Source organism: Zeaxanthinibacter enoshimensis, from assembly GCF_004362865.1.
Lineage (GTDB): Bacteria > Bacteroidota > Bacteroidia > Flavobacteriales > Flavobacteriaceae > Zeaxanthinibacter > Zeaxanthinibacter enoshimensis.
The window spans coordinates 1,284,458-1,307,639 of the sequence record NZ_SNYI01000001.1; the positions used below are offsets into that span (position 1 = coordinate 1,284,458).

At 46.9% G+C, this 23,182-nt stretch carries 18 protein-coding genes; 11 read left to right on the forward strand and 7 right to left on the reverse strand.

Going from position 1 to position 23,182, the window contains the following annotated elements:
- The first annotated feature begins 78 nt into the window (after positions 1-78).
- The 7 genes from CLV82_RS05650 (at position 79) to CLV82_RS05680 (ending at position 7,796) form a co-directional block, all read left to right on the forward strand.
- A complete protein-coding gene (locus CLV82_RS05650; protein WP_133643304.1) occupies positions 79-807 on the forward strand; it encodes a type III pantothenate kinase in 729 nt (242 codons plus the stop codon).
- Positions 808-2,073, forward strand: a complete 1,266-nt coding sequence (locus CLV82_RS05655; RefSeq protein ID WP_133643305.1) for a hypothetical protein — start codon at positions 808-810, stop codon at positions 2,071-2,073.
- A gap of 40 nt (positions 2,074-2,113) precedes the next feature.
- The gene (locus CLV82_RS05660) at positions 2,114-3,484 is read left to right on the forward strand and encodes a tetratricopeptide repeat protein (RefSeq protein WP_133643475.1); all 1,371 of its coding nucleotides are present in this window, start codon (positions 2,114-2,116) and stop codon (positions 3,482-3,484) included.
- Positions 3,485-3,486: 2 nt separating this feature from the next.
- Positions 3,487-4,092: an LPS export ABC transporter periplasmic protein LptC gene (gene lptC, locus CLV82_RS05665; protein ID WP_133643306.1), complete on the forward strand. Its 606-nt coding sequence runs from the start codon at positions 3,487-3,489 to the stop codon at positions 4,090-4,092.
- Entirely contained in the window at positions 4,089-4,289 is a 201-nt protein-coding gene (locus CLV82_RS05670) for a hypothetical protein (RefSeq protein ID WP_133643307.1), read from the forward strand. The genes lptC and CLV82_RS05670 overlap by 4 nt, the downstream gene beginning before the upstream one ends.
- A gap of 5 nt (positions 4,290-4,294) precedes the next feature.
- Positions 4,295-5,584 (forward strand): hemolysin family protein, encoded by a 1,290-nt coding sequence (locus tag CLV82_RS05675; RefSeq protein WP_133643308.1) that lies wholly within the window; start codon positions 4,295-4,297, stop codon positions 5,582-5,584.
- Between the two features lie 91 nt (positions 5,585-5,675).
- The gene (locus tag CLV82_RS05680) at positions 5,676-7,796 is read left to right on the forward strand and encodes a peptidylprolyl isomerase (protein WP_133643309.1); all 2,121 of its coding nucleotides are present in this window, start codon (positions 5,676-5,678) and stop codon (positions 7,794-7,796) included.
- Between the two features lie 51 nt (positions 7,797-7,847).
- Here the strand turns inward: CLV82_RS05680 and CLV82_RS05685 are convergent, their stop codons facing one another.
- Both CLV82_RS05685 and CLV82_RS05690 read right to left on the reverse strand, forming a co-directional pair.
- Positions 7,848-8,765, reverse strand: coding sequence for a GYDIA family GHMP kinase (locus CLV82_RS05685; RefSeq protein WP_133643310.1), 918 nt, complete (start codon positions 8,763-8,765; stop codon positions 7,848-7,850).
- A complete protein-coding gene (locus tag CLV82_RS05690; protein ID WP_133643311.1) occupies positions 8,762-10,078 on the reverse strand; it encodes a hydroxymethylglutaryl-CoA reductase, degradative in 1,317 nt (438 codons plus the stop codon). The genes CLV82_RS05685 and CLV82_RS05690 overlap by 4 nt, the downstream gene beginning before the upstream one ends.
- Positions 10,079-10,244: 166 nt before the next feature.
- Here CLV82_RS05690 and CLV82_RS05695 point away from each other — a divergent pair, with 166 nt between their 5' ends.
- The 3 genes from CLV82_RS05695 (at position 10,245) to CLV82_RS05705 (ending at position 15,839) form a co-directional block, all read left to right on the forward strand.
- Entirely contained in the window at positions 10,245-12,428 is a 2,184-nt protein-coding gene (locus CLV82_RS05695; protein WP_133643312.1) for a S9 family peptidase, read from the forward strand.
- 14 nt (positions 12,429-12,442) lie between these two features.
- Positions 12,443-13,975, forward strand: coding sequence for a peptide MFS transporter (locus tag CLV82_RS05700; RefSeq protein ID WP_133643313.1), 1,533 nt, complete (start codon positions 12,443-12,445; stop codon positions 13,973-13,975).
- A 100-nt stretch (positions 13,976-14,075) separates the two neighbouring features.
- Positions 14,076-15,839: a peptide MFS transporter gene (locus tag CLV82_RS05705; protein WP_133643314.1), complete on the forward strand. Its 1,764-nt coding sequence runs from the start codon at positions 14,076-14,078 to the stop codon at positions 15,837-15,839.
- On the opposite strand, the gene CLV82_RS05710 is transcribed toward CLV82_RS05705, so the two are convergent.
- The 5 genes from CLV82_RS05710 to surE form a co-directional block, all read right to left on the reverse strand.
- Positions 15,840-17,843 carry a ComEC/Rec2 family competence protein gene (locus CLV82_RS05710; RefSeq protein ID WP_133643315.1) on the reverse strand — a complete coding sequence of 668 codons (2,004 nt, stop codon included), beginning with the start codon at positions 17,841-17,843 and terminating at the stop codon, positions 15,840-15,842.
- The gene (locus CLV82_RS05715; protein WP_133643316.1) at positions 17,843-18,421 is read right to left on the reverse strand and encodes a C40 family peptidase; all 579 of its coding nucleotides are present in this window, start codon (positions 18,419-18,421) and stop codon (positions 17,843-17,845) included. Before CLV82_RS05715 ends, CLV82_RS05710 begins: the two co-directional genes overlap by 1 nt.
- 111 nt (positions 18,422-18,532) lie before the next feature.
- Positions 18,533-19,660: a lipid-A-disaccharide synthase gene (gene lpxB, locus CLV82_RS05720; protein WP_133643317.1), complete on the reverse strand. Its 1,128-nt coding sequence runs from the start codon at positions 19,658-19,660 to the stop codon at positions 18,533-18,535.
- Position 19,661: 1 nt separating this feature from the next.
- A complete protein-coding gene (locus CLV82_RS05725; protein WP_133643318.1) occupies positions 19,662-19,946 on the reverse strand; it encodes a hypothetical protein in 285 nt (94 codons plus the stop codon).
- Positions 19,946-20,719 (reverse strand): 5'/3'-nucleotidase SurE, encoded by a 774-nt coding sequence (surE, locus tag CLV82_RS05730; protein WP_133643319.1) that lies wholly within the window; start codon positions 20,717-20,719, stop codon positions 19,946-19,948. The genes CLV82_RS05725 and surE overlap by 1 nt, the downstream gene beginning before the upstream one ends.
- Positions 20,720-21,045: 326 nt before the next feature.
- Between surE and CLV82_RS05735 the strand changes: the two genes are divergently transcribed.
- Positions 21,046-23,160 carry a carboxy terminal-processing peptidase gene (locus CLV82_RS05735; RefSeq protein ID WP_133643320.1) on the forward strand — a complete coding sequence of 705 codons (2,115 nt, stop codon included), beginning with the start codon at positions 21,046-21,048 and terminating at the stop codon, positions 23,158-23,160.
- Positions 23,161-23,182: the final 22 nt, after the last annotated feature.

The following is a 23,182-nucleotide window of genomic DNA, read 5'->3' on the forward strand; positions in this document are numbered from 1 at the left end:
ATACTTTCAAATTTAGGAACTACAAACAAAAAAAGAAAAAAATGGAATTCGTTTTTATCATTTTACAATCTTTGTAATATGAATCTGATCATCGATGCCGGGAACACCCAGGTGAAACTTGCTGTCTTTAACCGGAATGCGATCGCAGACTACCGTACTGCGGCCATGGGAAATTTTGCTTCAGAGGTGAAATCTGTATTTAAACAATTCCCGAATATTCGGTATGCCATGGTCTCTTCCGTGACCTGCCTGGATAAAACGGCGATGAATGTGCTTTCTATTTTTTGCAAAGTATTTGTACTGGACCATTCCTTTAAAATGCCCTTCAAGAACTCCTATGCTTCCCCTGCAACCCTGGGTGTAGACAGGATGGCACTGGCAACGGCGGCATTCTACCATAACCCGAACGGGAATACACTGGTCATTGATGCCGGCACCTGTGTGACTTATGATATGGTTAATGATTATGGCGAATACCTCGGGGGCGCAATCTCACCTGGATTGCGGATGCGGTACAAAGCCCTGAACCAGCAGACCGCCAATCTCCCCCTCCTGGAACCCGTAGATATGATCGGCTTTATCGGGAATACCACGGATAGTTGTATTCATAGTGGAGTGATCAACGGGATGTGCCAGGAGATGGATGGGATCATCACTCAATACCGGGAGAGATTTTCATATTTAACAGTTATTTTAACAGGGGGTGATGGGCAATTTTTGTCTAAACGATTAAAAAATACCATATTTGCGCATTCTAAATTCCTGCTCGAGGGCTTGAATTATCTACTGGAATACAACAAACGTTAAATGGTAAAAAAAATAGTAACTGCAATACTGTGCTTTGCATTGTACGGCGTATGTGCTCAGGACGGTACAGTATCACCTTACTCTTACTTCGGAATTGGAGATCTCAGGTCTCCTGCTACAGTAGATAATCAGATGATGGGAAGGCTTGGAATGTATACAGATAGTATACACGTCAACTTCCAAAATCCCGCAGCCTATGGAAAACTAAGGCGGACTACCTATACCGCGGGTCTGTCGCATTCAGAGATGCGCATTGAAAGTTTTACAGATCAGGAAAGTACTTCCGTAACCAATCTCGATTACATTGCCATCGGAATTCCCCTTGCTCCGAAATGGGGTGCTGGATTTGGATTGCAGCCTTATTCTTCAGTAGGGTATAACCTGATCGGCAGCAGCGTGAATGGCAACGGGGCCGAGGTTACCAACCGTTTTTCCGGTGAAGGTGGACTTAATAAAGTTTACTTATCACTGGGCTACGAATTACTTAAGGATCTCCACCTGGGGGCTACGGTTAATTTTAATTTCGGGAAACTGGAAAATCGCCGCGAACAGACGGTGGAAGATGTACAGTACGGAACCCTGGACGTCCGCGAATCCAGAGTGAACGGATATGACTTTAATTACGGGGCAACCTATAGTCCAAAGATCACGGATAAGCTAACCCTGTATACCTCCCTTCGGGTCAACACCCAGGCTAACTTGGTATCTGATAATGACCAGCGAATCGGGTCATTTTCTTCCACTACCGGGAGAGAGATAGAGATTTTTGATATAGATCTTGCCGCAAGGGGGCTGGACAGGACCGAGATAAAAGTTCCCACGGCCACAACCTTAGGACTTGGTGTCGGGGAAGACCTGCACTGGTTTGTCGGTGCCGAATACACCCTGCAACCCATGAGTGATTTCAGGAACGAATTCGTGCAACTCGAAGAAGCTGTCTACCAGGATGCCACGAGTTTCTCTCTGGGGGGATTCTATATCCCTGATTACACGTCTTTTAACAATGTGCTGAACCGGATCACCTACCGCGCAGGACTCAGGATGAATAACAGCGGCCTGGTGATACGTGATAAGGAGATCAAAGACTTTGGCATAACTTTTGGTCTTGGTATACCGCTGGGCTTCCAGTTTTCTAATCTTAACCTCGGCTTTGAAGTGGGGAGGAGAGGAACAACGGTAGCTGACCTGATAGAAGAAACATATTTTAAAGTCAATGTAGGATTGTCTCTCAGCGACAGATGGTTCCGAAAAAGGCAAATAGATTGACAAAAATTTACTATTTTAACCACATTAAATGAAGACTAAGATGAAAAAGGATTTTTACGCAATGATGATTGCGGTTTTTGGGCTTGTTACCTTTGGTTTTTCGCAGGCGCAAAACCCGGAGTGTATGACAAATCTCTCCATTTATGCTGAGCATGCAAAAGTGAAGAATTACGATGCTGCTTACACTCCTTGGAAAATGGTTTACGATAACTGTCCTGCCATTAATAAGGCTAACTTTTCCCTGGGGGAGAAAATATTAATGCACAAGATTGATAACAGCAGTGGCGCCGAGAAAGATGGGTATATCAATGACCTGATGGCCCTGTATGACGCCAGCCTTGAGCACTTCCCTGCCAAGTACAGCAAAGCAGGAGTTGCTATAGATAAGGCGATCCTAAAGTATGATAATAAGATGGCCTCTGACGAGGAGCTGCACTCTATGCTTGACAAGGCCTTTAAAGAGGACAGGGAGAATTTTAAAAACCCTAAAGCTCTTTACCTCTACTTTTCCAGCCTGGTAGATCTTCACGCTGCAGGTAAAAAAGACCTTCAGGACGTTTTTGACGCCTATGATGATGTGACCGAAAAATTAGAAGAGGAGAACCAAAAACTGACTGATCAGATCACTAAGCTCCTTCCTAAAGAAGATGCCGGAACACTGACAAGACGCGAGAAGTCTCAACTAAGGGTGGCCACCAACAACTCGGAAACCTACGGTAAGATCGCTAGCAGTATCGATTCTAAACTGGGAGGACTGGCCGATTGTGATAACCTGATCCCTTTATACGAGAAGAACTTTGAAAATAAGAAAGGCGATGTCAATTGGGTTAAGCGTGCAGTAGGAAGAATGTTCAGCAAAGAATGTACTGACGATCCTCTGTTCCGTAAATTATTCGAAGCCCAGCTTGCACTCGAGCCCTCAGCAAGTGCTTACCTTTATGGTGGTACACTGAAGCAGAAAGCAGGCGATAACAAAGGTGCCTTGGCTGATTTTCGTAAGGCGGTTGAACTGGAAACAAACCCGAACAAGAAATCAAACATCCTTTACAAGATTGCTACCATCGTAAGAAGGACGAGCAAGTCTGAAGCCCGTAACTTCGCACAACAGGCTATCGATGCCAACCCGTCTAACGGAAGGGCATATTTGCTGATCGCTAATTTATATGCTAGCAGTGCTAACGATTGTGGAAGCACTCCATTTGAAAAGCGTGCGATCTACTGGAAAGCTGCTGATATGGCTAACCGTGCCGCAAGGGTTGACCCTGCTTTAAGCAGCACTGCAAACCAGTCTGCCGCCAGCTACAACGCGAAAGCACCATCTAAAACGGATATCTTTAATTCCGGGATGGCCGGTAAGACCGTTAGCTTTAGCTGTTGGGTCGGAGGTAGCGTAAAAGTGCCTAACCTGTAAGAATGCGGTTGACGCTTCCAAATAAACTTAAGTTCATTGCCACAGTTTTTACTGTGGCAATACTTTTTATATCCTGTCAGGACACTTACAGGAGAGTGGGTGAGGAAGCCGGGGAGGAAGTTTATCCCCAGGGGGTCGCCCGGAATTTTACTTTAACATATACCGAAACTCCCAAACCTTTGGAAGGTGAAGATATTGGCAGCTCAAGGGTGATAGCGATACTGGAAAGCCCGGTGAGCAAGGATTTTGATAACCTGGCATTTCCGTACCGAACATTTCCTGAAGGGTTGCAGGTCGAGTTCTTTGATGAGGATAATAATAAAAGCGTGATCAATGCGGATTATGCCATCATTTATTCCGCCACGGATCTGATCGATCTCCGGGGAAACGTGGTCATTGAAACCCATGACGGGAAAAAACTGGAAGCTCCCCAATTGTTCTGGGACCGCGAGAACGAGTGGATATTCACTCAGCGAAAATTCCGTTATACCAATCCTGAAGATGGAACCGTGATGGACGGGGAAGGGATGGACTTTGACAGGGATTTCCAATATTTTAATGCACATAAAACCTATGGTCTTATGACCATAAAAGAAAACCAATCATGATAAAGATTCTTAGGTATACAGAGTATCTCTACCTGGCTGTGGCCGTTGTATCGATATACAAAATCTTCAGCCTCTGGAATGTGGACCGGGACGGTACGTATATTTTCATTTTCTTTGCGGTGGTATCCGTGGCCATGTTTCTTTTCCGCCGCAATTACCGCAAGAAGTTTGAAAACAGACAGCAGGATAAGCCCTGATCACATTGGAAACACAAATTATTGTAATCCTCATTTCTTTACTCCTCTCCGCTTTTTTTTCGGGGATGGAGATCGCTTTTATCTCCTCTAACAAGATCCATATAGAGATAGAGAAAAAGCAGGAAGGCTTCCTGGCCAAGGTTCTCGCACGCCTCACTAATAAGCCTTCCAAGTTTATTGCGACCATGCTTATAGGTAATAATATCGCGCTGGTGATCTACGGGTTATACATGGGCGAACTACTGATGGCCTGGTTCAGCAGTATCTTACCCCATGCCGGGGGATTCCTTCGGTTGATGCTGACAGATTTCAGCCTGCTAACCCAGACTGTCATCTCTACCGTGATCATACTGGTAACGGCCGAGTTCTTACCGAAAGTTTTGTTCCAGATCTATGCGAATTCACTTTTAAAAGCCCTGGCAGCACCCGCTTATGTCTTCTATTTCTTCTTTTCGCTGATCTCCGATTTTGTAATTCGGGTGTCCGATTTCATTCTTAAAGCGATCTTTAAAACCGATGGCGATGAGGTGCAGCTGGCATTCAGTAAGATAGAATTGGGGGATTATATTACAGAACAGATGGAAACCGTGGAAGCGGCAGATGAAGTAGATTCCGAAATACAGATCTTTCAGAATGCACTTGAATTCTCAGCTGTGAAAGCACGGGAGGTGATGGTTCCGCGGACAGAGATCACGGCCGTAGAGCTGCATGAAACGCCTAAAAACCTGGCAAAGCTATTCAGCGAAACCGGTTACTCTAAAATCCTGGTCTTTAAAGATACCATTGATAATATCATTGGCTATGTTCACTCGTACGAGTTGTTCAAAAAACCCAAGACCATAAAAACCATATTACTGCCCGTGGAATACGTTCCGGAGACCATGTTAATCCAGGATATCCTCAATGTGCTGACTAAAAAGCGCAAGAGTATGGCCGTGGTTCTGGATGAGTACGGTGGGACCTCCGGGGTAATGACGGTAGAAGATATCGTGGAGGAACTGTTCGGTGAAATTGAAGATGAGCACGATTCCACCGATCTCCATGAAGAACAATTAACAACTACCACTTACAAATTCTCCGCACGTCTGGAAGTAGATTATATCAATGAGAACTATAAACTGGAACTTCCGGAAAGTGAAGAATACGAAACCCTGGGCGGTCTGATCGTAAACGAAACCGGGGAAATACCGGAGCAGGACAGCCAGATCAAAGTGTCAAATTTCCTGTTTACCGTTCTCGAATCCTCTAACCACAAAATAGACCTGGTCTCCGTAGAAGTACTGGATAAGGATTAAGGCCGATATCTGTAGAATCCACTGTTTTAGTGCTTTTATTATTTGATGGAAAGTGGTATTTTCGCCAACTGATTTTAAACCCACCAAAAAAATGGCAATATTAGAAAACATTAGAAAACGGACTACTGTCCTGATCCTGATCATCGGGCTTGCGCTATTTGCATTCGTGATCTCAGGAATTTTTACCAGTAACGGATTTTCGGATGGTAAAGTTGGTTCGACCGTAGCAGAGGTCAACGGAGAAGAGATCCCGATCGAAGATTTCCGTAACCAGGTAGAACGTCTTTCCAGAAGGGTGGGGCCTAATACAACAAGTATGCAGCTTGTTAACAGTGTATGGAACCAAATGCTGCGGACTACTATCCTTGACCAGCAGATTGACGACCTGGGTATTGCCATTGAAAAAGACCAGATCATCAATCTTATCAGGAGTAACCCTGCCTTTGTACAAAATCCACAGTTCCAGGACGAAAACGGGAACTTTGACGAGCGCAGGTTCCGGGAGTTCATCGCGGAGCTGAAAGCTACTGCCCCTGCTCAGTACGAGCAGTGGTTACAAGATGAGGATGCTATAGTGCAGGCAGCCAAGGAACAAATGTACCTGAACCTGGTAAGGGCCGGGGTAGGTGCAACCCTGAAAGAAGGAGAGCTGGATTACCAGCTTTCTAACAACAAGGTAGACATCAAATATGTAAGGGTACCTTATTCTTCTATACCGGATAGCAGTGTAACTGTATCCAAAAAGGAGATCCAGACTTATATTAAAGAGAACAAAGAGACTTTTAAACAAGAGAAGGCAAGGGATATCCAGTTCGTGTACTTCCAGGAGATGCCATCCGCTGCTGACGAAAAAGCCATCGAGGATGATATCACCGCTTTATTGAAAGACCGTGTAGAGTATATAGAAAGCGAAGATACCACCGATACTATCGCAGGGTTTGTGAATACTTCTGATTACGACGCATTCCTTGACAGGAATTCAGATACTAAATTTGATACCATTTATAAGTCGAAGAAAGAACTTCCTACCCAGTTTGCCGATAGTATCTTTAATCTTTCTGTAGGTGAGATCTTCGGACCATATAAAGACAATGGCGCGCTTAAGGTGACTAAGATGGTCGATAAGAAGGCTAACGGAAGTGTAAAGGCCAGTCATATCCTGATCGCTTACGAAGGAGCCAGGAGAGCGAATCCAAATGTAAAAAGAACAAAAGAAGAGGCAGAGGCCAAAGCCCAGGAGCTTTTAGCTGAAGCCAAGAAACAAGGAACTGTATTCGCAGAATTGGCACGAGACAATTCGGACGGACCTTCTGCCCCCCAGGGTGGAGACCTCGGGTATTTCCAGGAAGGGGTTATGACACCAAAGTTCAATGATTTTGCTTTTGACAATGCCGTGGGTACCATCGGATTGGTGGAAACCGAGTTTGGTTACCACATCGTCAAGGTTGATGATAAGCAAGATGTTGTTCAGCTGGCTACCCTGTCAAGGGCTATCGAGCCTTCTGAAGAAACAATTAATTCCCTGTTCACTGATGCTACCAAATTTGAGATGGCAGCTACCTCGGGTGACAAACCATTGACTGAGCTTAGTAATGAAAATGGATATTTACTCCGCCCTGTGAATAAGATCAAGGCCATGGATGAGAATCTACCCGGACTCGGGGCTCAGAGAACTATCGTGCAATGGGCATTTAACCCTGATACCGAAGTTGGAGATATCAAGCGTTTTAATATTAACAATGGTTATGCTGTTGTTCAGTTGACTGAAAAGTACAAGGAAGGGACCATGAGTGTGGAAGATGCTTCTGCAACCGTTCTGCCTATACTCAGGAAAAAGAAAAAAGCAGAGATGATCAAAAATGCCAACCAGGGTAAAACCATGGAAGCCATTGCCTCTGCTAATAACAGTACGATCTCTACTGCATCTGCCCTGACGGTTAAATCTCCTACCATCCCGGGTGCGGGACGCGAGCCGATGGTTGTGGGAACTGCGTTCTCTATGAAGCAAGGTGAAACTTCCGGACTGATTGCTGGGGAGACCGGGGTATTTATGATAGAGGTGACCAATAGGACAGAAGCTCCTAAGCTGGACAATTATATCACATACGCCAGGAGTTTACAGGCTAATAATGCAAACCGTATTAACGTAGACGTGTACAACGCGTTAAAGGAAAAAGCGGAGATCGAAGATAACCGCGCTTCTTTCTATTAATGATATAAGTAATTCTAAGGAATGATAAAGCCCCGTTTAACGGGGCTTTTTTTATAGGATCATTTCCCGGAAAGGGACTATGGTTTTATAACCCTTATTTGAAAAGTATGCGGGTGTTTCCGGTCCGCCTGCGGCCAACACGAAATCACCACCCCAGGCCCCGAGGCTTTTTATACTCCCGCTGTAATCCGGGAACAGGCTTTCCTTTACCGTTGGTAAGCCAATAGTATTGGAGATCAGCTCCTCGTGCTTTACCATATATGCCGAGAACTCCTGCAGGGTTTTCGCCTCCACTACCCGGTGGGTAAGCTCGCTCAGTTCGCGTACCAGACCTGATTTATCGGCCTGGCTTTCCCTGTACCTCCTTATCCCTTCGCGGCTGTTTTGTTTCTTATTGAGGTGTACAAAATAGAGTGAATCCCGGAAAGGCGGATTAAAATCTACTGTCTTCACAGTTGGATCAGTCCCGGCACGGTGATAGAGAATGGGTGAAGCATGTTTCGCGCAGGCTATATCATACCCACTCCCGCCAAAACTCATGCTTAGTAATTTGTAGGGGTCCGTACCTGTCCATTGTGCTATGTTATTAACCAGGGTAGAAGAAGAGCCCAGCCCCCAGTCCCGTGGAAATCCCAGCTGGCAAACCACCCGATAGCCTTTAGCGGCTGAGAAAAAACCAGGGCGTTGATGTTCCACAGCTTGTAACAGTTTTCTCAGGGTTAACTCGGTCTCCGTGGTCGCTCCCTTACCTGGTGTCTCCGGGTCCTGAAGTGGCAGGGGAATTTCTGTCTTAAACCATACCTGGTCCAGTTCGTCCCGGCTTTCCCAGAGAAGAACAGGGTTTTCGGTTTCTTCCACTTCCATGACCTGGCCGTAGCGGGTGGGCAGGGCGAGGCTTAATGCGCCATCGAGAACTGCGTATTCACCGGTGACCAGTAATTTTCCATGGCTGTAGAATTTATTTTTCATGAAGCCGAACGTAGTTTCTCCAGGGCTTCCGCTACAGCCCGGTGGGTCACCTGCCGATCGCGGAACAACTGTACAATGGCAGTTTTCTCCGGGGTACTTGCTTTTAACTGGTTCAGAATATTAAGCAGGTGCATTTTCATGTGCCCCTGTTGTATGCCTGTGGTAACCAGGGAACGCAGGGCGGCGAAATTCTGGGCGAGCCCGGCAACTGCCGCAATCTGCATTAATTCTTTTGCTGAGGGTTTCTGAAGTATATCGAGTGATAAGCGAACCATGGGGTGCAACCCGGTGAGTCCGCCTACGGTTCCAAGGGCCAGGGGTATTTCTATCCAGAACCTGAATATCCCGTTCTCAATGCTGGCATGGGTAAGGCTGGTATAGCTGCCATCCTTTGAAGCATAAGCATGTATCCCGGCCTCCACAGCGCGGAAATCATTACCTGTGGCCAGGACTACGCTGTCGATCCCATTCATGATACCCTTGTTATGGGTCACCGCCCGGTAAGGCTCTGCTTTCGCAATGGCCACCGCCTGCACCATTTTTTCCGCGAACTGTTCAGGGGAGATATTATCGTGCTCGTCCAGTTCCTCGATTTTGCAGCTTACCTCTGCCCTGACACGGCAATTGGGAACATAATTGGAGAGGATGCTCATGATCACCTCCAGTTTATCCTCCTCGATCTGCGGGTCGTTCTTGGCCTCTCGTTCCAGGGTCTGAGCAAATTGTTCAAGGCAGGAGTTGATAAAATTAGCTCCCATTGCATCAGCTGTTTCAAAAGTGCAGTGCAATTGAAAATAATCTTCCAGTTCCATGCGCTTGTCCCTGAGTTCTATCGAGCGCACACCCCCGCCTCTCTTTTCCATTTTGGCAGTAAGATCAGCCACGTCTTTCTTCATGATCGGAATGACTCTCCCGGCAAATGCTTCCAGTTGATCGGCTTCACCGGCGTACGTAAAATGAACCTGCCCAATTTTTTCTGTCCCCAGGACTTCAGCCTTAAATCCGCCACGTTCTAACCAGAATTTTGCTGCTTTGCTCGCTGCGGCAACTACGGAACTCTCTTCAATGGCCATAGGTATGGCGTAGACCTTCCCGTTGATCAGGAAATTAGGGGCGATACCCAATGGTAGATAGTAATTGCTGATGGTGTTCTCAATGAATTCATCATGCAGCTGTTGCAGCTGTTTATCCTGGTTCCAGTATCGTTTCAGGGTCTTCTTGGTCTCTTCCGAATTGTCTGTGAACCGGGCCGCTATCCAGTCGATCTTTTCTTCCTTGGATAACTTGGAGAATCCTTCAATAGGGGGGGTCATGCCTTTTTCTTTAATGCATTCAAAGATAAGGATAAAGTGTAAAATCTGCAGCCGGGGATCACCTGCCGTGATCAGGTGAATTCCTTATCATATTTAGAGTTTAAAGTTATTTTATTCGTGAAAATATTAGTAAACTTGGAGGTTTTTAATCAATTTTTGTCAATTCATGAAAATAGTTCCCCTTTTATCTTTTTTATGTCTTAGTGTTATGCAACTGGCTATAGGCCAGCAAAAGCAGATAAGCCTCGAAGAGATCTACGATGGCACCTTCGGTACAGAGGGTCTTGAAGTTCTCAATTCCATGGATAATGGAAAGCAATACAGCGTCCTCAATTTTAACCGTTCCAGCCGCGTAAGTACGGTGGACCTTTATAATTACGAAACCCAGGAAAAGGTAGAAACCCTGGTCACCTCTGCTGATTTTGACGAGATCCCTTATTTTACCTCTTACGAATTCAGTGATGATGAATCCAAGGTTATCCTCGCAACCGAAGTGGAGCCTATTTTCCGTCATTCCAGGCTTGGGATTTACTATGTATATGATGTGGAAAGCAAAGAACTGACCCGGATCTCCGAGCAAAAGATCCAGGAACCTTCTCTTTCCCCAGACGGATCTAAGGTCGCCTACGTCTTCGAAAACAACCTGTACGTCCTGGATCTCCAGGCCTCAGAAACGACCCAGGTTACCAATGATGGTAAGATCAACAGTATTATCAACGGGGTAACCGACTGGGTGTACGAAGAGGAATTTGCTTTTGTAAAAGCCTTTGAATGGAATTCTGATGGCAGCAGGATCGCTTTCCTCCGTTTTGATGAATCCCGGGTACCTGAATTTTCCATGGACGTGTTCGGGCAGGAGTTGTACCCATACCAGTACCGATTCAAATATCCTAAAGCAGGGGAAGAAAATGCCGGGGTATCCCTTAATATTTATCAACTGAAAAAAGGAGAAACTACAAAGGTAGACCTGGGAGATCCCTATTATATCCCCAGAATAAAATGGAGGAACCATCCGCAACATCTTAGTGTACAGACCCTGAACCGTCACCAGAACAAGCTGGTACTGTATGACGTGAACGCCAAGAATATGAAAGTGTCTGTCCTGCTCACCGAAAAGGATGATGCTTACGTGGACATCCATGATAACCTGACTTTCCTTGCCGATGACAGCTTTATCTGGACAAGTGAGCGCGACGGTTATAACCATCTTTACCTCTATAACGAAGATGGAGAACTTATGAACCAGATCACAAAAGGCCCCTGGGAGGTTACTGCATATTACGGGTATGACCAGGAAGAAGACAGGGTGTATTACCAGTCTACCGAGAACGGTTCTATTAACCGTGATGTTTACGCCATCAGCAGTGGAGGCGGGGATAAACTGCGGTTGACGAAACAGGACGGTACTAACCTTGCCGATTTCAGTGCGGATTTCACCTATTTCATCAATACCTTTTCTAACGCGGTAACTCCCCCGGTCTATACCCTTCACCTGGCTGAAGATGGAGAACTGGTCAAGGAGTTGGAGGATAACAGTGAGCTGAAAGATATGTTGAAGGACTACGAATTTAGTCCAAAAGATTTCTCCACCCTCAGTATTAACGGGAATGACCTAAATATGTGGATGGTTAAACCAGCGGACTTTGACCCATCTAAAGAATACCCGCTTTTACTCTTCCAGTACAGTGGCCCGGGGTCACAACAAGTAGCCAACCGGTGGATGGGAACCAATGACTACTGGCACCAAATACTGGCAGCTAAGGGTATTATCGTAGCCTGCGTGGACGGACGTGGTACCGGCTTAAAAGGACGCGATTTTAAGAAAGTGACATACCAGGAGCTGGGCAAGTACGAAGTGGAAGACCAGATCGCAGCGGCCAAGGAATTAAGTGAACTCCCTTATATAGATCCGGCCCGCACCGGGATATGGGGATGGAGTTACGGTGGTTTCATGTCTACCAATTGCCTTCTTAAAGGGAATGACACCTTTGAAATGGCTGTTGCTGTAGCCCCGGTTACCAGCTGGCGTTTTTATGACACCATCTATACGGAACGATATATGCGTACTCCGCAGGAGAATGCCTCCGGATATGATGAAAATTCTCCGCTGAATTACCCGGAGCTGTTAGAAGGGGATTACCTGCTGGTACATGGATCGGGTGATGATAACGTTCATGTCCAGAATACCATGAGGATGATCGAAGCCCTTGTTCAGGCCAACAAACAGTTTGACTGGGCTATTTACCCGGACCGTAATCACGGTATTCACGGGGGTAACACCAGGTTGCACCTGTACACCAAGATGACCGATTTTATGATTGAAAATTTACTGAAAACTGATAACCAATAAATAGTTAACTGATCATGGATACTAAAACCGAATTCATGGAAGAACAGCAGATGTTCGGCCATCCAAAAGGACTCTTTTACCTTTTCTTTGCTGAGCTCTGGGAGCGATTCAGTTTTTACGGGATGCGAGCCCTCCTAACGCTCTATATGGTGAACGTGATCTTTGAGGCCCTGGCGGCACGGGATTATGCAGCCGCTGCAGTTTATTCCTCTTACGGATCACTGGTCTATGCTTCTACGGTGGTCGGGGGAAGGATCTCTGACACCATCCTCGGAATGCGGAAATCGATCTTCTTAGGAGGGGTGCTAATGGCCCTGGGACACTTTGTGCTGGCTATTGAGAACAACATGGCATTCTACCTGGCCCTGGCCCTGATCGTCGTTGGGAATGGCTTCTTTAAGCCAAATATCTCAACCTTTGTGGGATCATTGTACAGGGATGGTGATCCCCGGAAAGATTCCGGCTTCGTGATCTTCTACATGGGGATCAATATTGGTGGTTTCGCTGCTCCGCTTCTATGTGGATGGCTCGGAAGTGAATACGGTTGGCATTATGGTTTTGGTCTGGCCGGGATCGGGATGTTAACGGGACTTATTTTCTTCTGGAACGGGATCAGGAAAAATGTTTTCGGGGATAAAGGGATGCCGCCCAGCGAGGAGGTCCTGGAAAAGAAAGTTGTCGGGATAAAACAGAGAGTTCTCGTGCCTGTTCTGGCCTTTGCTGCGGCACCGGTGATCGCGCTCCTGCTTTCATCATACCGTCCCCTGGGTGCAGAAGGGACGTTCTTTGAAGACCAGAATATCGTGAACGTGATCTTTAAGCTGGTGGGGGTAACTATACTGGTTTACCTGGGGTACATTATGTACAAGGCTACCCTTGATGAGCGTAAGAAGCTTTTCATGGCTGTCCTGATCACCTTTTTTATGACCATTTTCTGGGGCTTCCACGAACTTTCAGGAAGTGTGATCACCCTCTTTGCAGAACGAAACGTAAACCTGAGTATAGTGGATGCGGCCCAGACCAATGCGCTGAATTCCATGTATATTATCATTCTTTCTATTCCGATCTCCCTCTTATTCACCTACCTCTCTAAGAAGAACCTGAACCCCCGAACACCCTATAAGTTCGGTATGGGACTGGCCTTTGCAGGTATCAGTTTCTATATCCTGGCCCTGAGTGGCGGAAGTGCGGATGAGAATGGGATGGTACCCTTCAGCTACCTGCTGATCATGTATTTCCTGATCTCGGTCGGGGAACTGTTCATGTCCCCTGTAGGTTTGTCCAAGATCACGGATCTATCCCCAAAACGGATCGTGGCATTTATGATGGGAGTTTGGTTCCTTTCCTCTGCCTTTGCTTTCCAGGTAGTAGGATTCATAGGGAAACAACTGGCCGTTGAAAGTGACGATGCCAATGTAGGGGGCTTTGAATCCCTGGATATCTATATCAATGGTTTTGAGCTTATTGCCCAGTATGCCCTGGGGGCTGCTGTAATCGTTCTCGTAACGGCTCCCTTGATGAAAAGACTGATGGGGAATGTTCACTGATCATTCGATACAGGGCTAATTTTAAGGCAGTATTGTACCGATATCATCGGAACTTTATTATTTTGGTGGTCACCATTAACAGCCAAAACCAAACTGCCTTATGAACACAGATATCGAGAATCTATTTAAGGATAAAGTGCTCGGCCACCCGGCCGGGCTTTTTGTATTGTTCTTTACAGAAATGTGGGAGCGATTTTCCTTTTACGGGATGCGCGTCCTGTTAGTGCTTTTCCTGACCGCCCCGATCCTTGGCGATAACCCGGGCTGGGAATGGCCAAGGGAGCACGCCCTGGCCCTCATCGGCACATATGCTTCCCTTTTATACCTGACCCCGATCCTGGGAGGTTACATTGCCGATAAGTTCATAGGTTATAAGAAAGCGATCATCATCGGCTGTTTTATCATGACCCTGGGCCATGCCTGTATGGCGATCGAAACTGTCTGGGCACTTTATCTCGGGCTTGCCTTCCTGATCATCGGTACCGGCTTTTTTAAACCTAATATTACCTCTGTGATCTCTGAGATGTACAGGGGAAAAGAGTCTAAAAAGGATGGTGCCTATACCATATTTTATATGGGGGTCAATGCAGGCGCTTTCTTCGGGATGATGCTCTGCGGATACCTGGCAGAGAATTACGGGTGGTCCTGGGGTTTCGGTCTTGCCGGGATCTTCATGTTCCTCGGTATGCTGCAGTTCTGGCTGGCCAGCCCTTTGTTTGGCAGGATAGGGGATAAGCCCATGAAATCCTCCGAAGTTTTTGGAGAAGGTGAGGTAGACCAAACAGATCCGGATGAAGAGAAGCTGAATCCTTTTACAACAGTAGATTATATCCTGATATTCCTTTCTTCCCTCGGTGGCCTGTTATACCTTTTTAACGACCCGATCTCTAAAATAGAGGGGATCAATTTCCTGGACTTTCAATTGATGGGAATGGAAGGTTCCAATGCAACCGTACTTATATCGCTGATCCTATTCCTGGTACTTATCGTGAGCCGAACGCTGCGCTATACCCCGGTGATCCGGAACCGGATTTTTGCCGTTGCCATCTTTGGACTGTTCACGGTCATATTCTTTGCCACCTTTGAACAGAACCTCGGTACCATGACCATCTTTGCGCGTGATTATACCAACCGCACCCTTACCGGTTCCGCCTCCCTGGTCTTTAAAATAGTGGATGCCCTGCTTACCACTGTGCCCATGATGATCATCACCTGGGTATTATACCTGTTGTTCAAGAAAACCTATTCCAGGATACCCTGGTCTAACTGGGCGCTCGGACTTGCTTTTGCCGGGATCTGGGGGTTACTTATTTTCCGTTTGTACGACAAGTTTGCCCAGGAGGGGAACGAAGTGGAGGCTAGTTGGTTTGCTATTCTTAACTCCTTCTTTATCATCACCCTGGCGCCCTTGTTCTCCAGGTGGTGGGAAAGTAAATACAACCCCAGTGCAGCCCATAAGTACGGAATAGGCCTGATATTACAAGGCCTGGGCTTTGGGGTGCTGGTCTTTGGAACGCTCAGTATTCCACAGGGGGCGGCTACGGCATCAGTGAGCATGATCTACCTTATTCTTTCTTACCTGCTGATAACTTCGGGTGAGCTGTGTGTCTCCCCTGTAGGCTTGTCCTACCTGAGTAAATTAGTCCCCCCGCGAATGATAGGGTTTATGTTCGGGATCTGGTACCTGGCTATCGCCATCGGCCAGAAAATGGCGGGTACCCTTGGGGGAATGATAGACCAGATCACGGCCGAATATTCCCTCAGTAGTTTCTTCCTGATCTTTACTGTACTGTGTATCGGGATCGGTTTAATTTCCATAGTGCTGAACAAGCCGCTGAAACGTATGATGCACGGGATAAGGTAATCAGGGTTCCGGTTCCAGTAAAAATGCTCCGTCTTTTCCGGTATAATGGAAAGGAATGCCGCGCTGCATGCAGCTTATACGCCAACGTTCCACGGAACTGTAGTAATTACTGCCATCGGCGATGACCTGTTGCGGGCAGATTTGCTCCAGCCATCGGTCCATGTGAAAACCGGGAGAATTGGTAAGTAACACCCATTTAGGAAAAACGGGGAGATCGTAAACCGGTGAGTTTTGCTCCAGGATAACGAGATCGGCATCTCCATACCGGTAGAAATTCCCGAGGGAATCATTGCGCCATTGCCGGATCTTTTCCCCTGTCCGGAAAGCTTCCGTTGTGCGCACTTTTATATTTCCTGAAGAGTAGGAAGTCAACTGTTGCCCGACCCGGTGAAGTACTTGTGTCTGGCCCGGACGGTGCATGACCCATAGGGCTTCGCTCTTCCTGGTCCTGTATACGTCGACGGCAGTATAGGCCTGTAGAAACAGGAAAACTGTGCAGAAAACTACCGCCTTTTTCAAGGCAGGTCTTTCAAGGTAACTAAATAAGAGGATAACCAGGACAGCGCTGAATAAGAGCATAGGCAGGTCAAAACTGATCTCCCGGAATACAAATTGCTCCCGGGAGGATATCCACTGAACCACCTGGTTCTGCGTCCGGATCATCAGCTCATAGAACTCGGACAGGAACTGGGGGAGCTCGCCGGCGGCTGCCCACCCTGTGATGACCAGCCCGGAGCCCAGGATGATCCCCAGGAATGGAATAATCACCAGGTTACTCAGGAAGAAAAGCCCCGGAAACTGGTGAAAGTAGTACAGGCTCAGCGGGAACACGCCCAGCTGTGCGGTGAAACTAACCACCGTCAGCTGCCAGGCCCTTCTTAGGAATAAATTCTTTGGCTGCCAGATCCTGGCGATTTTCGGATACCCCCACAGTATAGCCAGTACGGCAGCATAACTTAACTGGAACCCGACCTGGAACAGCAGGTTCGGATCAAAGAGCAACAGGATAAAGAACATGGACAGGGCCATGATATTAAAGCTGTTGCTGGGCCTGTTCAGATACAGTGCATAAGCGACAAAGGAGAACATGCTTACAGCCCTGGTCACTGATGGACTAAGTCCGGCGATAATTGCGTAGCTCCAGAGAATGAAGACCAGCAATACCAATTTGAGCGTCGCTCCCCCGGAAGATCGATCCAGGAATCCCAGCAAGTAATTAAATATCCAGAGAATGATCCCGATATGGAGACCGGAAACGGCCAGGATATGGATGGCCCCGGCATCCTTGTAGGCTTCGTATACATCTTCATCAATAGCATTCCGGTCCCCGAGGAGGAGTGCCTGTATTATTGCCAGTTCCTGTCCTTTGATTCCCGAGGCCCTGAGCGAGTCAATCAGCGTATTTCTGAATTGCGCTGCAACCCCCGCCAGCGAGGTCCCGGATCCCGGCAGTAATTTGAAACTTTCCCGGCCTGGTCTTAAACTGTAACTGATCCCCAAACCCTGCATATACTTTTGGTAGTTGAACTGGTGGGGATTTAAGGGAGGGGCGATGGGCTGGATTCTTCCCATGGCCAGGATTTCCTGGTCGATCTTCAGGGATTTCCCGGGAGGAGCAGGAGGCAGGTTCAGGAGTAATTTTCCCCGGCTCCTGTGTGTATTCATATGGAGGATCTCGGCCTGGTACTGATCCGCATATGATCTTGATTTCATCACCTTAGTGATCCGCAAATGCCATTGCTGGTAGCCTCCTGGCAGAACTGCAGTTTTCTCCCGGGTTAGTTCAGTACTGAAAATACCCAGGAGAACAACGGTCAGCCCCACCATAAGTTCATAAGAATACCAACGGCGATCTCTTTTATGGAACCTAATGGCAAGCCAGCTGAAAGAACACAGCAGTAAGAAAAGGCAGGTAAAGGCATCGAGCTCCAGGTGCCGGGCCAGACAAATGCCGAGTGCAAGGCAAAACGTGAGTTGGATCGGTATGAACCGGAGCGCGGTCATCAGAGGATACGGGCCGCCTTGACAAAGGCGTAGTTCCAATATCCTTCTTTGAGAGAGGAAACTATGACCCCCCTGGAGGTGGTCGAATGGATGAACTTGATATCATCCCCATCTACTTCAACCACCAGTCCTACGTGGTTGATCTTATGGTTCCGTCGGCCGGTGGTAAAAAATAGCAGGTCTCCTTTATCAACCTGTTCTACCCTGATCCGTTTTCCTTCCTCGGCCATCTGGTGAGATACCCTGGGAAGCGGCACATCGTGCTCCCCGAAGGCCACGTAGAGTAGCCCGGAGCAATCCATCCCTTTTTCAGTGGTCCCCCCGTACTTGTAACGAACCCCTGAAAAAGTCAACGCGGTGTTGATGATCCTTTCCGCCTTTTCTGTGGCTTTTGGCAGGGTAGATTTTGGTTCCTCGAAAGTGGGATGATCAGGGTTGGTGGAATTTATCCGTTCTCCGGTTTTCGGCGTGCCACTCACGCTAACTTTACGCTCTTCAGAATAGGTAGTTTTTTTCTTTACTGCACCACAGCTGGCGAGTAATAGCAACAGGATAAGAGAAGTGAATCTGAGGTTCATCCAAGGAAACTTGTTTGCTCTTGGTTCTCAAAATTAAGGAAAAATTTCTATGTCGGTACTTTCCTACTCCTGATTTAACGAAAGTGTTCTTCAGAAAAGGTCAGAGCAGGCCTATTGCTGATGGTCTTTCAACCCGGCAATAATAAGGCTGGCAGCTTCCTTACTTGCGCCTCGTCCTCCCAGCTTTTTCCTTAATTCCTCGTAGGCCTTAAGTTGTTCCTGACGTACAGGACCTTCCAGGATCTTGTTAAGTTCTTCCCGTAAATTGGCCGTGGTCAGGTCTCCCTGTATCAACTCCTTAACCACTTCCTTTCCCATAACAAGGTTAACAAGGGAGATATAATCCAGCGTAATAATTCTTTTGGCGATCTGGTAAGAGATCCAGTTGCCATTATAACAGACCACCTGCGGTACATTGAAAAGTGCAGTTTCCAGGGTGGCAGTGCCACTGGTCACCAAGGCAGCGTGAGCTACTCCCAGAAGCTCGTAGGTCCTGTTCTTAACAAAACTGACATTGCCTTTCCTCGTGAAAGGTTCATAAAAAGAATCTTCAAGACTGGGGGCTCCCGCTATCACGAACTGGTATTCATCCATCCCCCTGGCAACTGAAAGCATGACGTCCAGGGTTTTCTGCACCTCCTGCACCCTGCTACCGGGCAACAGGGCTATTACCTTTTTGTCCGGGGCCAGGCCTAATTGTTTCCTGGTCACCTCAGGTACTTCTGCCTTTGTATTGGCAATGGCATCAATAAGGGGATGCCCTACAAAATGGACGGGGAAATCGTGTTTCTTCTCGTAAAAATCCTTTTCAAAAGGCAGGATCACGTACATGGCGTCTATATCCCTCTTGATCTTTTTTATCCTGTTTTCCCGTGAAGCCCAGATCTGCGGAGAAATATAGTAGTTGGTCCTGTACCCTTTGGCCTTGGCCCATTTGGCAATGCGAAGGTTGAAACCGGAGAAATCTATGAAAATGACCACGTCCGGGTTAAATTCTTCAATATCCTCCTTGCAGTAGGAAATGTTCCGGAAAATACTTCCCAGGTTTGCGATCACTTCAAAGAAACCCATAAAGGCCATGGATTTATAATGCCTGGCAAGCGTGCCGCCTGCTTCCTGCATTAGATCACCTCCCCAGCACCTGATGTGGGCATCTGGATCCTGTACCCGGAGTTCCCGGATAAGGTTAGAACCATGAAGATCACCGGAGGCTTCCCCGGCTATAATGTAATATTTCATTTCAGTTGAGCTTGTAATACAGGATGACCAAAGCAGTTAATACCGTAGCCATCAGTACCCCTTTGGCCCGGTTATCCCGCCTGATCCGTAAAAACCCGAAAAATGCCAGGAGGTTCAGGATGGCACCAAGAGCCAGGAGGCTGCCTACGTGTTCCTGTTCTACCGCAGCGTTCCAGGTATCGGCGATGCTGAGATCGGAAAAAAGTAAGATATACAGTAAGGTTCCAATGGTGTTGGCGATCAGGCCTACCAGGAAGCCGGTTAAAATGTCTCGTTTGCTGTTCATTATAAATTCCAGTTGTTTATATCCTGTATGGCGTGGTGCGCGGTTAGGTCAAATTGGGTAGGTACTACGGAAATGTATCCCTGGGCAAGTGCCCATTCGTCTGTGTCTTCTCCTTTATCCAGCAATTCGAATTCGCCGGTCAGCCAATAGTAATCCTTACCATTCGGGTTGGTACGCTTATCAAATTTTTCTTTCCAGTTGGCACGGGCCTGCCTGCATATTTTTATGCCTTTCAATTCCTCCTTATTCAATGGGGGGATGTTCACGTTGAGGACTACTCCTTTAGGTATGCCGTTCTCAATGGCTTCTTTGACGATACGGATAATATAATCCCGGGCAGGTTTAAAATCTGCTTCCCACGAATAGTCGCACAGAGAAAAACCAATGGCGGGTATACCTTCTATTCCTGCTTCTATAGCCGCGCTCATAGTGCCCGAGTAGATCACGTTGATACTGGAATTGGAACCGTGGTTGATCCCACTCACACAGATATCTGGCTTTCTGCCCAACAGTTCCTGCAAGGCCAGTTTCACACAGTCTGCCGGGGTGCCACTGCAACTGTATTCCAGGGGAGCATCGTCCTCCAGGTCTACGCTTACTTTCTTGGAGTAAAGTGTGCTGTCCAGGGTTATGGCATGGCCCATGCCTGATTGCGGGCTGTCCGGGGCTACTACTACTACTACTCCTATTTCTTTCATATAAGAGATCAGGGCGCGCAGGCCCGGGGCTGTAATCCCGTCATCGTTAGTGACAAGGATAAGAGGTTTTTGCATTTGGCATACTTTATGGGGTAAAAATACGTTTTAAAGTGGGAAATGCCGAACAGTTCCGGATGGCAATTACAGTCTTCCCAACCGCTGAATAAATGTCAGTTAATAATTTGCCTGTTCTGCCAGTAATTATGATATGATTAAATGTGTAAAATCGTCGTAACGCACCAAAATACGGCGTTTAACATATAATTAATTCTTAAACTCCCTAAACTGGCATGGAATTTTCAGTATCTTAGGGAATTGAAATTTATTTCATAGGTTTATGTTTCCCCGGTGATTTTAAGAAGAGCCTGAAGGGGTTTCACCGATAAAAAAAAGAATATTCGATGAGAAGGAATTTGACGCTTGGATTTCTGGTAATATTGATTGCCGTAGCTTCCTGTAGTTTTACCAACAAATCTTTTGAGACCAATGATAAGGATAAACTCCTTTTAGACCTGATAACCTACGTATTGGAGCGCGGTCACTATGAGCCTAAGAATATCAATGATGATTTCTCAGTCAACGTCTTTGAAGATTTTATCAATGTTATCGATCCTACCAAGAGATATTTCCTGAAAGAAGACATCGCAGAATTTGAACAATACAAATTCCAGATCGATGACCAGATCAAGAATACCGATATTACCTTCTTTGAAGTGGTCTATGACCGCCTGATGAAGAGAATGGATGAAGCAAAAACCATCTACAAGGAAGTACTTGCGGAGCCATTTGACTATTCCGCCAACGAATCTATTGACATCGATTACGAAAAGCAGGATTTTGCCGCATCTAAGGCAGAACTGAGAGAACGATGGAGGAAGCAGCTGAAACTGAATACCATCGGGACTTACGATTCCAAACTGAACAGCAGTACGGAAGAGGACGACACTGAGAAGCCCTCAAAAGAACAAATTGAGAAAGAAGCAAGGGAAGCCACGCTTACCACCCTGGACGAATTCTTTGATTTTGTAGACGACCTGGAACGTAAGGATTGGTTCGTTCAATATATCAACACCATAGTTGATGAATTTGACCCCCACACTTATTACTTCGCCCCTGAAGATAAAGATAAATTCGATATCAGTATGTCGGGTAAATTTGAAGGGATTGGAGCCAGGCTTCAGAAAAAAGCTGAAGGCGCCAGGATAGTGGAGATCATCTCCGGTGGTCCCGTTTGGAGAAACCAGCAGTTAGAAGTTGGAGATGAGATCCTTAAGGTAGGTCAGAACGGGGAGCCGCCAGTAAACATCGTAGGGATGAGGCTGGATGATGCCATTAAACTTATCAAAGGACCCAAAGGGACCGTAGTAGACCTTACCGTCAGGAAAGTGGATGGCTCTATAGAAGAGGTGTCGATCACCCGTGATGTTGTTGAACTGGAAGAATCGTACGCTAAATCAGCTACCGTAATCAAGGACGACCAGAAGTTCGGACTGATAAACCTGCCAAAATTCTACGTGGATTTCGAGGATTATGCAGAGCGGAACGCGGCTACGGATGTGGCTAAGGAAGTGGAAAGACTGAAAGCTGCCGGGGTAGAAGGATTGATCCTTGACCTACGGGACAACGGAGGAGGTTCATTGAAAACCGTAGTGGATATGGCCGGACTCTTTATAAAAGACGGGCCGATCGTACAGGTGCGTTCTTCAGGAAAAGACAAGGATATCTACGAAGATAAGGATGAGCGGATCCAGTGGGACGGTCCCCTGGTGATCCTGGTGAACGAGCTGTCGGCTTCTGCATCAGAGATCCTCGCTGCAGCCATGCAGGATTACAAACGTGCCGTGGTGATCGGTAGCAAACAGACCTTTGGTAAGGGAACCGTACAGAATGTTATTCCTCTTGAGAATATTGTAAGGTCTAACGAGCACGGTGACCTTGGAGCAATTAAGCTTACCACGCAGAAATTCTACCGTATCAACGGCGGTTCAACCCAGCTTAAAGGAGTAGAGAGTGATGTAGTGGTTCCGGACAGGTACAGCTATATAGACCTGGGTGAACGCGATCAGAACAATCCCCTTGCCTGGGATAAGATATCCCCGGCTAATTATAAGCCTTGGGATGGTTATATCGATTACGAAGCCACTATTGAGAACAGCACCAGGCGGATGGCACAGAACCCGCAGATAAAGCTTATTGAAGAAAATGCGAAATGGTTAAAAGAACAACAGGACCAGACCGTTGTGGCTCTTAATTATGATGCTTATAAGAAAGAGATGGAGGCTGATAAACAACGTTCCAAATATTTCAAGACGATCAGTGATTACGACTCTAAGTTGACCTTTAGTTCACTCCAGTACGAACAGGAACTGTTCACTAAAGATCCTGTTCTCAGGGAAAAAAGAGACCGCTGGCACCATAACCTGGCGAAGGATGTCTATGTAGAAGAAGCGGTTAACGTACTGCGTGACCTGCAGATCAACAACATCAAGCACGGTAAACTGGCCAGTAAAGACTGATCTGCCCTCAGTGATAATCAAA